General features: G+C 65.0%; 8 protein-coding genes and 1 tRNA gene. 4 read left to right on the forward strand and 5 right to left on the reverse strand.

The annotated features are described in order from the left end of the window. Position 1: 1 nt before the first annotated feature. Positions 2-1,210: an acetyl-CoA C-acetyltransferase gene (locus AD89_RS0107845; RefSeq protein WP_025778054.1), complete on the reverse strand. Its 1,209-nt coding sequence runs from the start codon at positions 1,208-1,210 to the stop codon at positions 2-4. 248 nt (positions 1,211-1,458) lie between these two features. On the opposite strand from AD89_RS0107845, the gene AD89_RS0107850 reads away from it, so the two are divergent. Continuing rightward, on the forward strand, positions 1,459-1,896 hold the full coding sequence (locus AD89_RS0107850) for a hypothetical protein (RefSeq protein WP_231488525.1): 438 nt from the start codon (positions 1,459-1,461) through the stop codon (positions 1,894-1,896). A gap of 92 nt (positions 1,897-1,988) precedes the next feature. Here the strand turns inward: AD89_RS0107850 and AD89_RS0107855 are convergent. Then, positions 1,989-2,061, reverse strand: a tRNA-Thr gene (locus AD89_RS0107855). A gap of 209 nt (positions 2,062-2,270) precedes the next feature. Between AD89_RS0107855 and AD89_RS0107860 the strand changes: the two genes are divergently transcribed. Next, positions 2,271-3,389 carry a M20/M25/M40 family metallo-hydrolase gene (locus AD89_RS0107860; protein ID WP_025778056.1) on the forward strand — a complete coding sequence of 373 codons (1,119 nt, stop codon included), beginning with the start codon at positions 2,271-2,273 and terminating at the stop codon, positions 3,387-3,389. Positions 3,390-3,428: 39 nt separating this feature from the next. Here AD89_RS0107860 and AD89_RS0107865 read toward each other — a convergent pair whose 3' ends face one another. Together AD89_RS0107865 and tmk are read right to left on the reverse strand one after the other, a co-directional pair. After that, the gene (locus tag AD89_RS0107865; protein ID WP_025778057.1) at positions 3,429-4,586 is read right to left on the reverse strand and encodes a DNA polymerase III subunit delta'; all 1,158 of its coding nucleotides are present in this window, start codon (positions 4,584-4,586) and stop codon (positions 3,429-3,431) included. Between the two features lies 1 nt (position 4,587). Beyond that, positions 4,588-7,488 (reverse strand): dTMP kinase, encoded by a 2,901-nt coding sequence (tmk, locus tag AD89_RS0107870; RefSeq protein WP_025778058.1) that lies wholly within the window; start codon positions 7,486-7,488, stop codon positions 4,588-4,590. Between the two features lie 109 nt (positions 7,489-7,597). Between tmk and AD89_RS0107875 the strand changes: the two genes are divergently transcribed. Together AD89_RS0107875 and AD89_RS0107880 are read left to right on the forward strand one after the other, a co-directional pair. After that, the gene (locus AD89_RS0107875) at positions 7,598-8,353 is read left to right on the forward strand and encodes a lipoate--protein ligase family protein (protein ID WP_231488527.1); all 756 of its coding nucleotides are present in this window, start codon (positions 7,598-7,600) and stop codon (positions 8,351-8,353) included. A gap of 9 nt (positions 8,354-8,362) precedes the next feature. Then, positions 8,363-8,857, forward strand: a complete 495-nt coding sequence (locus AD89_RS0107880; protein WP_025778060.1) for a GNAT family N-acetyltransferase — start codon at positions 8,363-8,365, stop codon at positions 8,855-8,857. A 192-nt stretch (positions 8,858-9,049) separates the two neighbouring features. Here AD89_RS0107880 and topA read toward each other — a convergent pair whose 3' ends face one another. Next, entirely contained in the window at positions 9,050-11,869 is a 2,820-nt protein-coding gene (gene topA / locus AD89_RS0107885; RefSeq protein WP_025778061.1) for a type I DNA topoisomerase, read from the reverse strand. Positions 11,870-11,871: the final 2 nt, after the last annotated feature.

An 11,871-nucleotide genomic window follows, 5' to 3' on the forward strand; every position in this document is an offset into this window, starting at 1 on the left:
GTCAGACCCTTTCGATGATCGTCGCGATGCCCATTCCTGCGCCGATGCACAGGGTGACGAGTCCACGCTTGAGGTCGCGGCGCTCGAGTTCGTCGAGGACAGTGCCCAGAATCATGGCGCCGGTGGCTCCCAGCGGGTGGCCCATGGCGATGGCTCCGCCGTTGACGTTGACCTTCTCGTGGGGGATGTTGAGATCCTTCATCCACTTGAGCACGACGGCGGCGAATGCTTCGTTGAGCTCGAACAGATCGATGTCGTCGACCGTCATTCCGGCCTTGTCGAGGGCCTTCTTCGTCGCCGGAGTCGGACCGGTGAGCATGATGGTGGGTTCGGACCCAGTGACTGCAGTGGAGACGATCCGGGCGCGGGGCTTCATTCCCATCTTCTGGCCGACCTCCTCATCGCCGAGGATGGCAAGCGCTGCACCGTCGACGATTCCCGAGGAGTTCGCGGCGGTGTGAACGTGGTCGATGGCTTCGATCCAGTGGTACTTCTGCAGAGCCACCTCGTCGAATCCGGTCTGTGCGGCGAGCTTGGCGAAGGCCGGTGGCAGCTGCGACAGCGATTCGACGGTCGATCCAGGACGCATGTGCTCATCGCGGTCGAGCACGGTGATGCCGTTGATGTCCTTGACCGGGATGATCGAATTTTCGAAGAGGCTGTTCTCCCAGGCCGTGGCGGCTCGCTTCTGCGATTCGGCGGCGAAGGCATCCACGTCTGCACGGCTGAAGCCCTCGGTGGTGGCGATGAGGTCGGCACCGATTCCCTGGGGCACGAAGTACGTGTCATAGTTCGTCGTCGGATCCTGCGCCCAGGCTCCGCCGTCGGATCCCAGCGGCACACGGGACATCGATTCGACGCCACCGGCGAGGACGAGGTTCTCGAATCCGGAGCCGACCTTCTGGGCGGCGATGTTGACGGCTTCGAGCCCGGAGGCGCAGAAGCGGTTGACCTGAACGCCGGCGACGGACTCGTCGAGGCCGGCGGCGATCGCGGCGACACGGGCGATGTCGCTGCCCTGTTCGCCGACTGGAGAGACGACGCCGAGGACGATGTCGTCGATCTGGGAGTCGTCGAGGTCCGGATTGCGCTCGCGTACGGCGTCGATGAGGCCGGTGACGAGATCGATGGGCTTGACGCTGTGCAGCGCCCCGCCGCGGTTCTTACCGCGTGGGGTGCGCACTGCGTCATAGATGAACGCTTCGCTCATGTGTTCCTCACAGTCTGGATGGAAGACCGACCACAAGATCTGATCGATCGTTCAGTAACATTCGCACGTCCCATTGTGCCCCGGTTTCGGGTGACGAGCAACACAGGCTGGTCCCGCTCGCAGCATGGCGCGACGAGGGAGGGAAGACGGGCGGATTGAGCCGACAGTCTCCTCCGATCTCTCGAACTGATAGCAGTTCTCCGGCCGAGTCATTTCGGCGACAGCGGGGTACAGCAGCGGTGGTTAAGATGGCTCGATCATTTCTGACCCCCTGGGGAATCATGTCCTTGACCACCCCTGCCCGCACGAAGATGGGCTCAAAGCTGATGGCGCTGACCCTTGCGGCCGGCCTGCTCGCCGGCCCCATCGCCGTCGACGCGGCACCCGCCGAAGCTGCGACGAAGAAATGCGCAGTGAAGATTTCGAATTCGAAGCCCCGCCAGTGCTCGAATACCTGGGTCAACGTCTCGAAGGTCGGCTCGACGGCCGAGGTCGAGACCCTTGCCCACTACAAGACGACGAAGACGAAGAAGAACGGCACCGCGTCGAAGAAGGGCAAGACCTCTCTGAAGTACTACATCTCCGGCGCTACCCCTGGTAAGGCTGTCAAGGTGACCGTGACGGCAAAGAAAGGCAAGACGACGTGGAAGTGCTCGACGTCGTTCAAGCCGGTGAAGAAGCGCTGAGCGTCTGAGGGTCTCGCGTCCTCGGCGCAGACTCGACGAATGCAAAATGCCCCTCTGATCATCATTTGTGCTGATCAGAGGGGCTGTTGCCGAGCCGCCTGCGGGAATCGAACCCGCGACCTATTCATTACGAGTGAATCGCTCTGCCGACTGAGCTAAGGCGGCAACCGACCTAACTTTAGCCAACTTCTCTCCCGGCGGTCAAAACGGCGATCGCCCTCCTGGGCGGTTCCGACCGAGAGCTCCGTCACCCCACGCTGACAGGCGACAGTCCAGCAGCTGTACCACCGTCGAGCGGGTGCCTCCGGGGCCCGACTCGGCACCCGTTAACCTTGAAAGGACAGTTGGTACACGAACACGAGGGAGAGACATCCATGGCAGAGTTCGACTCCGACGACTTCATGAGTGACTTCCAGGCGCTCATCGAATGTGAGTCGTTCTCCCAGGATCCCGAGTCACTGGCTCGCAGCGCCAGACTCGTCTCGCGAATCGGCACCGGGATGCTCGGTGCCGCACCTCAGATCATCGAGACCGACGGCCACCCGCATGTGCTGTGGCGCTTCGGCACCGGCCCGCGCAAGGTCGTGCTTATCGGCCACCACGACACCGTCTGGCCGACAGGAACGCTCGCCGACTTCCCGTATTCGGTCAAGGACGGAGTGGTCCGCGGACCCGGCGCCGATGATATGAAGGGCGGACTGCTCATCGCCATCTACGCGTTGGCGAAGGTCCGCGCCGAACTCGGCAGACTCGACGGCGTCAGCCTCCTCATCACCGCCGATGAAGAACTCGGTTCCCCTGGTTCCCGGCAGATCATCGAAGACGAAGCGCGCGGAGCGAAGGCGGCTCTCGTGTTCGAAAGCGGCGCCGCCGACGGTGCCGTCAAGATCGCGCGCAAGGGAGTGGCGATCTACCAGCTCGAAGTCACCGGTCTGGCATCGCACGCCGGAGTCGAACCGGAGAAGGGCATCAACGCCACCATCGAAGTGGCCAACCAGGTCATCGAGATCGCGGCACTGCACAAACCCTCGGTCGGCACCTCCGTCGTCCCGACCGTGATGACCAGCGGATCAACCACGAACACCGTACCGGCCAAAGCCGTAGTCGGAATCGACTCCCGAGCTGCCTCGGCGGATGAACAGGTCCGCATCGATGACGCTCTGCACGCTCTGACGCCCACCGTGGCCGGTGCAAAGATCGAACTCAAGGGCGGAATCAACCGCGCCCCGCTCGAAGAGGACATGGCGATGGGCCTCTATGCCCGTGCCCAACGACTGGCAGGACGACTCGGGCATCCCCCGCTGAGGTCAGTCGCAGTCGGCGGCGGATCGGACGGCAACTTCACCGCCGGAGTCGGGACGCCGACCCTCGACGGACTCGGCACCGTCGGCGGAGGTTCCCACGCCCGGACCGAACACGCTCTGCAGATCTGGATTCCCCGCCGCATCGAACTCACCGCGGCACTCGTCGCAGAACTCCTCGGCGACGCCTGAGCATTCGACCACTCCCCCGGCGCGTTCAACCGTCGGCGATCAGAGTGCGCCCGTGCGGTCCTCTTGCAGCCAGGGGTTCGACAGCAGCACGAAGGCTGCTTCGACGATGAGCACAGGCGACATGTTCGTCTGCAGGCGCTGCCGGGCCTCGGTGATCGCATCGATGCGCAGCAGCGTGGTATCGGGCCCGTCCCGGTTCGCCTGTTCGGCGATGAGATCGATTTCGCCGGCATTGATCCATCCGTCTCGGATCCCCAACTGGTACATGAGGATGTCCCGGTAGAGGCTCATCAGCTCGAGGAAGATCCGGTCGAGCTCATCGTTGCGGGCCCGCACCGAGCGGCGTTTCTGCTCCTCCTCAAGCTTTCTGATCTGCGCTCTGACGGAAGGCGGAATCGTCTTCTCCCCTTCGACACCCAACGTGGTCAGAAGCTGAGTCCGCTCGGCGGCATTGCGCTCTTCGACTCGTGACTTCGCGGTCTCTGCCGCGGCATCGACGATGCGACCGGCCAAACGGATCGTCGCCCCCACCGAGGTGAGTTTGCCCGGAATGGCGAGGATCTGCTTGCGTTCGGCATCGGCCGACTCGTTGAGCGCCAGGTATTTCGCGCGCCCGATGTGGTTCTGTGCCACGGCCGCAGCCCAATGAGCGCGGTCCTCGGAGACGTTGTCACGCTGCATCAGCAGCTGCGCCACAGCGTCCCGAGACGGGATGCGCAGACGCACCGGTCGACACCGCGACCGGATGGTGGTGAGCACATCGATCGGACTCGGCGCACACAGCAGCCACACGGTTCCCGGAGGCGGCTCTTCGATGGCTTTGAGCAGCACGTTCGCCGTGCGCTCCATCATCCGGTCGGCATCTTCGATGATGACGACACGCCATTTCGAGTTCACCGGCGACGCTTGCGCCTTGGACACGAGTTCGCGGACCTCTTCGATCGAGATGACCGATTTCTGCGTCGACATGATCGTCAGGGACTCATGATGGCCCGACAGCACCCGAGCGGTCGCATCGTTCGATTCCGTGCCGCCGGAGATGAGCGCGGCGGCGAAGGCGCGTGCCGCGTTCGACCGCCCCGAGCCGGGAGGGCCGGTGAATAGCCACGCATGGGTCATCGCCGCCGGGTTGTCCAGGGCATAACCGAGCTGCGTGATGACGTCATCCTGGCCGACGAGTTCGTCGAAGACGCTCATTTCAGGAATCCTCCGGGCTGGTGAAGCGACGGTTGCTGCGTTCGCGCTGCCTGCGCAGACGCTCCCTGGCCTGCCGTTCGATCTCGGCCTGGGCCTGCAACCGCTCACGGCTCATCTCCCGTGCACTGCGCACCGGCAGCACCGTGGTCTCCGCGTCCCCGGCAGCGGCCGAGTCATCGGCCGCGTCATCCGATTCGGTCTCCACCGCCGGTTCGGGACGGTGGACCACACGGGTTTCGGCCTCGTCGGGATCGACGCGGTTGACGATCCGGGTCTCCGCTTCGTCGTCCGTGGCGATTCGGTCCGTCGGCACTCCGTCGGCATCGTCGCTGTCGGCGATGATCGCCTCGGACGTGTTCCCGTGGGCCGGCAGCACCGTAGTCGCCTCATCTTCGTCGGATCGGCGCGCACCCTTCTGTTCAAGGAAAGTCGGGAGCTCCTTTTCGTCATTCTCCGATTCCCGATCCGCGGCCTCACCCGTGGGTGCCGGAGAATTGGAAGCACCGGTCGATTCCTCCCCCGCCGAGGCGGCCGGATCCTCCCGCAGATCGGCACCGAGGTCGACGCGTTCGGTGGGAACGGCGCCGGAGATCTCGGCATCGGCGTCGGTGACGGCAGAGGGAACGAACCGGTCGCCGGAGGCGGGAACAAAACGGGGTCCACGTTCGTGCACCGCGTCATCGCCGCTCGTGTCGTTTTCGTCGGTGTCGCTGTCGTCTGCGACTGTTTCGTCTGCTTCGTCATTGCCGTCGGCGGCGGTGTCGTCGGACTCGTTCTCACCGTTCACGTCTGAGGAGCTCTCACCGGAGTCCGCGTCGGCGGCCACGTCGTCGGCCTCCGCCGGATCACCTTCGTCCGCGGTGCCGGCGGCCACGGCAGCGATCGGCACGGAACTGCGTTCCGGACCGCTGTCGGCCTCAGCGATCGACGTCGAGGCGGGGGCCGCCTCGGCGCTGGTATCGCGTTTGACCAGTGTCTGCGGAAGCCTGGCGCGGATGGCTGCGAGGATCTGTTCGGTGAGCTCATCGGCGTCGACCGAGGCGTCGAGGACGACATACCGGTCGAGTTCCTTATGTGCACGAGACAGGTAGGTCTGGCGCACGCGCTGATGGAACTGCTGGTTCTCCTGGTCGAGGTAGTTGCTGTCGCCGCGCTTGCCCATCCGTTCGGCCGCGACCTCGGGTTCGATGTCGAGGACGATCGTCAGGTTCGGCACGAGCCCCTGGGTGGCCCACCGACTCAGTGCGAGGATCGTCTTCTCGTCGAAGCTGCGGCCGGCCGACTGGTAGGCGATCGTCGAATCGATGTACCGGTCGGTGATGACGATGTTTCCAGCATCGAGACTGGGGTCGACCAGGGATGCCACATGGTGGGCACGGTCGGCGGCGAAGAGCAGGGCTTCGGTGCGCGGGCTCGGCGGATCCGAGTCGAAGAGGACGGAACGGATCTTCGTGCCCAATTCGGTGCCGCCGGGTTCGCGCGTGGCCTCCACGTGATAACCGTCATCGGCCAGGGCAGCGGATATGCGTTTGATCTGCGTGGATTTGCCCGAACCGTCTCCGCCCTCGATGGCGATGAAGAACCCGGCGCCGAGGCGCTCGGCGGAGTTCCCGAGGCCGCCGGACGCGGTCTCCGGCTGGCTGGGCGGACGGAATCCGTGGACGATGTCGACGGACAGACCCTGCAGTCTGTGCGGGTCGAAGGTGAAGAGTCCGATGACTCCGGCAACGAGAGCGGCGATGCCGAAGACGATGAATGCGACGTCGCTGGGCACCAGCACCCAGTCCGGGCTCGAACCGACTTCGACCGTGCCGCCGAGGTCGAGTGCGTTGATCACCAATGCCAGGCCGGCACCGGCGACGGCACCGTAGCGGCGGGAGAAATCATAGGGCTGAGCGCGCACGCCGATGCCGACGAGGAACGCGATCGCCGCCGAGAGCACGACCTTGCCGGAGAGCTCGTTGATGCTTCCGGTGGCCAACAGCAGCACACCGGAGACGAGCAGAGCGAAAGTGGACACGCGCGGACGGGACATTCCGGGAGCGAAGGTCGGACCCATCTCGAATCCGATGGCCCATCCGACGAGACAGCAGGCGATGATGACCGCGAAGCCAGCTTGACCGTAGCCGTGGCCGATCGCCGTCGGCTGAGCGAGCATGAAGGTCGCGCCGAGGACGGCGAAGAGGCCGATGCACACCCACGGATTCGAAATCGATTCGGCGGGGCGGGCCACCCGAGCTTTGAGTTCGGGGAACTGCCCGGTCGTCGCGGACTCCGCGTGCAGGGCGCGTTCGGGGGTGAGGAAGATGATCACGGAACCGGCGGCCATGCCGATGCCCACCAGCAGCGACACCCATCCGAGCGCCTGGGTTCCCGCAGCGGAGCCTCCGAGGATCTGGAAAGCGCAGGAGACGAACACGAGGACGGCCGCGGGAATGCCGACACGACGCCACGGCTTCTCATGTCTGAACGGGTTGATGCTCATGAGCAGTCCCACCACGGCGCCGAGGAACAGGGCCGCGACCCAGGTCAGCCAGGCACTGGGAGCGAGGCTGAGGACGACGAGGAGTGCGGCTTCGATGATCGCGGAGATCGACAGAGCGGTCTTGCGCACCGCCGGAGGTCGGGAGGCGAACACCTTGGCGGGGATGAAGAGGCCGGCGCAGGAGAGGGCGAAGACGATGAGCAGCGACAGACTGCCCATCTGGTTGTCGAATCCTCCCGCGCTCAGCGACTCCCCCATGGCGGTGTACGCGCGTCCGCCCACCGTCGCGACGAGTCCGCTGGTTCCTGCCACGACATAGCTGATCGCGACAAGAACGATCAGGGCACCCCAGGCGGCGGTCTCGGTGACCAGGCGGCCGGGGGCTCCGGGCAGTCGGTGTCCTGTAGTCGTCAACATGCTCACAGCCCTACACTATCTGCCCGAACTGACATATCTCTTGGAAACGAGTGCGATCTGCGACAACCCGAACCGGACCGACGTCTGCCGATCCTCTACCCTTGAACTCGTGCACACAGACTCACTGGCGATGGCTACGGTGGCCGCAGACGGTTTGGGACCGGTGGAAGAACTCGCATTCGCCCGCGTCCTTCTCGATTCGGTCAAGGCCGGACGTCGCGGGGCGACTCTGCGGATGTACCGACCGGCCCCGACCTTGGCGTTCGGAGCCCGGGATCGTTTCCTGCCCGGTTTCGCCACCGCCGTCGAAGCGGCCCGGGACCACGGCTTCACGCCTGCTCTGCGCAGTCTCGGCGGGCGTGCGGCTGCCTACCACCCGGGATCTCTGGTCATCGATCACATCGAACCGAGTGATGCGTTCATCACGAACACCACCGCACGATTCACCGGTTTCGGTGAGGACTATGTCGAGGTGCTGCGGAGGCTGGGCATCGATGCCCGCCTCGGCGAGATTCCCGGCGAATACTGTCCGGGTGAGCACAGCGTCAACGTGGCCGGGCGGATCAAAGCGATCGGCACCGCGCAGCGGGTGGTCTCCGGGGCGTGGCTGTTCTCGTCGTCCGTCGTCGTCGAGGACCCGAATCCGATCCGCGCCGTCCTCACCGACGTCGAAGCCGCCCTCGGCATCGATTGGGATCCGTCCACGGGCGGATCGATCAGCGAGATCCACCCCGAGGTGACGATCGATTCCGTCGCCGAGGCGTTCGCCGCCTACTATTCCGACGCGAATCCGCATACGCCCCTGTCCCCCACCGCCGAGGAGCTGGCCGAGGTGGCCGCCCACGCGGACAAACACCGACTCTGAGGACACACCATGACCGTCACCATTCGTGAAGCACAGCCTGCGGATCTGCCCGACATCCTGCGGCTCGTCCGCGAACTGGCCGTCTATGAGAAGGAACCGGATGCGGTCGAGGCCACCGAGGCGGACTTCGCGGCAGTGATGTTCCCCGACGATGGGCACGCGAACACGTTCGGTCTCGTGGCCGAGGCGGACGGCGACGTCATCGGCATTGCGATCTGGTTCCATTCGTTCTCCACCTGGACGGGCAGGAACGGCATCTGGCTCGAAGACCTCTTCGTCTCCCCCGACCATCGCGGCTCGGGCGCCGGGAAGGCACTTCTGGGTCGGTTGGCGAGGATCTGCCAGGAGCGCGGACTGACCCGACTCGAATGGTGCGTGCTCAAATGGAACACACCGTCGATCGGGTTCTATGAATCTCTGGGTGCGAAGGCGCAGGACGAATGGGAGACCTATCGCCTCGACGGTCGGGCGCTCACCGATTTCGCGGATTCATCGCGCGACTGACCTCGCCCCTTAAGGCACTGCTGACCTCGTCCCAGAAGCACTGGAGTACGTGACCGGTGTCGACCCAACAATCACCGGCCACGGGGTATCACAGGCCACGGGAGAGTAAACGACTTTCGCCACCGGCCCGGGACTTCAGGCAGGTGGCGAAAGCATTCCAAAGCGAATGCCGGGGACTCGACGGCCGTCGACTCAGGGAGTCTTCGGCTTGGCCGTGCTCGTCTTCTTCGCGGCCGTGGTCTTCGTCCCTGTCGACTTCGACGCTGCGGACTTCGTGGTCGTCGATTTCTTCGCGGCAGTGGACTTCGCCGCCGTCGTCTTCTTCGCTGCAGTCGTCTTGGCCGCAGTCGTCTTCTTGGCGGGCGCCTTCTTCGCCGGAGCCTTCTTCTTCGCCGGTCCCTTCGCGCGCTTCTCAGCGAGCAGAGTCGCGGCGCGCTCGAGCGTCACGGCTTCGACGGAGTCGTCCTTGCGCAGGGTCGCGTTCGTCTCGCCATCGGTGACATACGGCCCGAAGCGGCCGTCCTTGACGACGACGGGCTTCTTCGTCTCCGGGTCCTCACCGAGTTCCTTCAGCGGTGCCGCGGCACGACGACCGCCGCGCTGCTTCGGCTCGGAATAGATCTTCAGCGCCTCCTCAAGGGTGATGTTGAAGATCTGTTCCTCGTCCGTCAGGGAACGGGAGTCCGTGCCCTTCTTCAGGTACGGTCCGTAGCGGCCGTTCTGTGCGGTGATGTCCGTGCCCTCTTCGTCCTGACCGACCACACGCGGCAGGCTGAGCAGCTTGAGCGCGGTCTCGAGGTCGATCGAGTTCAGATCCATCGACTTGAACAGCGAAGCGGTGCGCGGCTTCGGCTTCTTAGCGCCCCGCTTCGGCTTCTCCTCGGGCTCGGGCAGCACTTCGGAGACATAGGGCCCGAATCGACCGTTCTTCGCCACGATGGTGTGTCCGGTCTCCGGGTCGACACCGAGCTCGCGGTCGCCGTCGCCCTGGGATTCGATGAGTTCGGCCGCCTTCGCCGCTGTCAGCTCATCGGGTGCCAGATCGTCGGGGACGGAGACCCGCTTCGGGTCCTCGCCGTCCTTCTCCGAGGCGACCTCAAGGTAGGGACCGTAGCGGCCCACCCGCAGGTTCACACCGTCGCTGATGGCCACGGTGTTGACCTCGCGCGCATCGATATCGCCGAGGTCGTCGACGATTGCTTTGAGTCCCTCTCGGTCCTGACCCTTGTCGCCGAAGTAGAATCCGGCCAGCCAGTCGTTGCGGTCCTCTTCGCCCATCGCGATCCGGTCGAGTTCGGATTCGAGGTCGGCGGTGAACGCGTAGTCGACGAGTCCGGTGAAGTGCTCCTCGAGCAGGCGCACGACGGAGAACGCCAACCAGCTGGGCACCAGTGCGTTGCCGCGAGTGGTCACATAGCCGCGGTCCTGGATGACGGAGATCGTCGCCGCATAGGTCGAGGGACGGCCGATGCCGAGCTCCTCGAGCTGCTTGACCAGGCTGGCTTCGGTGAAACGCGGCGGCGGAGCTGTGGTATGTCCGTCGGCTTCGGCCTTGACGACCGACAGTGCCTGGCCCTCTTCGACCTGCGGCAGCCGCGACTCCCCGGACTTCGTGTCGTAGCGGGACGCGTCCTGGCCCTCTTCATAGGCGGCGAGGAACCCGCGGAAGGTGATGACGGTGCCGCTGGCGCTGAATCCGGCTTCATGACCGTCGGCGAGAGCTGCACTGACCTTGATGGTCGCGGTCTTGCCCTTCGCATCGGCCATCTGGCTGGCGACGGTGCGCTTCCAGATGAGGTCGTAGAGGCGGAATTCGTCGCCGTTGAGCTGTTTGGACACCTGCGCCGGGGTGCGGAAGGAGTCACCGGCGGGTCGGATCGCCTCGTGGGCCTCCTGCGCCGATTTCTGCTTGCTCGCGTACTGGCGCGGCGAGTTCGGAACGAATTCGGGACCGTAGAGTTCGGTCACCTGCTTGCGGGCGGCGGCGATGGCCTGACCCGACAGCGCCGAGGAGTCGGTACGCATATAGGTGATGTAGCCGTGCTCGTACAGCGACTGGGCGGTGCGCATGGCCTGACGGGCGCTCATGCGCAGCTTGCGTCCGGCTTCCTGCTGCAGGGTCGAGGTCGTGAACGGTGCGGCCGGGCGGCGGGAGTAGGGTTTCGACTCCACCGCGGTCACCGTCAGCGCATCCTTGGCGCTGCCGTTCAGCTCCGTGGCCAGGGATTCCGCGCGGGCCCGGTCGACGATCGTCGCCGAGGTGTTCTTCAGCTCGCCCTTGTCGTTGAAGTCTCGGCCGGTGGCCACCCGCGCCCCGTCGAGGGTGGTGAGGTTCGCGGCGAACGGGTTCGTCCCGTCCGGCAGACCGAGGTCGATGTCGAGGTCCCAGTAGTCGGCGGGCACGAAGGCCATGCGCTCGCGTTCGCGTTCGACGACGAGTCGAGTGGCCACGGACTGGACGCGTCCGGCAGAGAGCCCTGCGCGGATCTTGCGCCACAGCACGGGTGAGACCTCGTAGCCGTAGAGGCGGTCGAGGATGCGGCGGGTCTCCTGCGCGTCGACGAGCGAGGTGTCGATATCGCGGGTGTTCTCCAGGGCACGGTCGATCGCCTCAGGCGTGATCTCGTGGAAGACCATGCGCTTGACCGGGATCTTCGGTTTGAGGACTTCGAGCAGATGCCACGCGATGGCCTCTCCCTCGCGGTCCTCATCCGTTGCCAGATAGAGTTCGTCGGCGTCCTTGAGCAGACGCTTGAGTTCGGTGACCTTCTTCTTCTTGCCCGGGTCGATCCGATAGTAGGGGTCGAAGTTGTTGTCGACGTCGACAGCGAACTTTCCGTACGGCCCCTTCTTCATATCGGCGGGCAGCTCCGAGGGAGTGGGCAGGTCGCGGATATGACCGACTGAGGCCTCGACGTCATAACCGTCGCCGAGGTATCCCACAATCGTTCGCGCCTTCGTCGGAGACTCGACGATGACGAGGCGACGGGGCTTCTTCTCGGTTGTGGTCACGC

The sequence above is a fragment of the Brevibacterium sp. VCM10 genome (assembly GCF_000583215.1).
GTDB classification, from domain to species: domain Bacteria; phylum Actinomycetota; class Actinomycetes; order Actinomycetales; family Brevibacteriaceae; genus Brevibacterium; species Brevibacterium linens.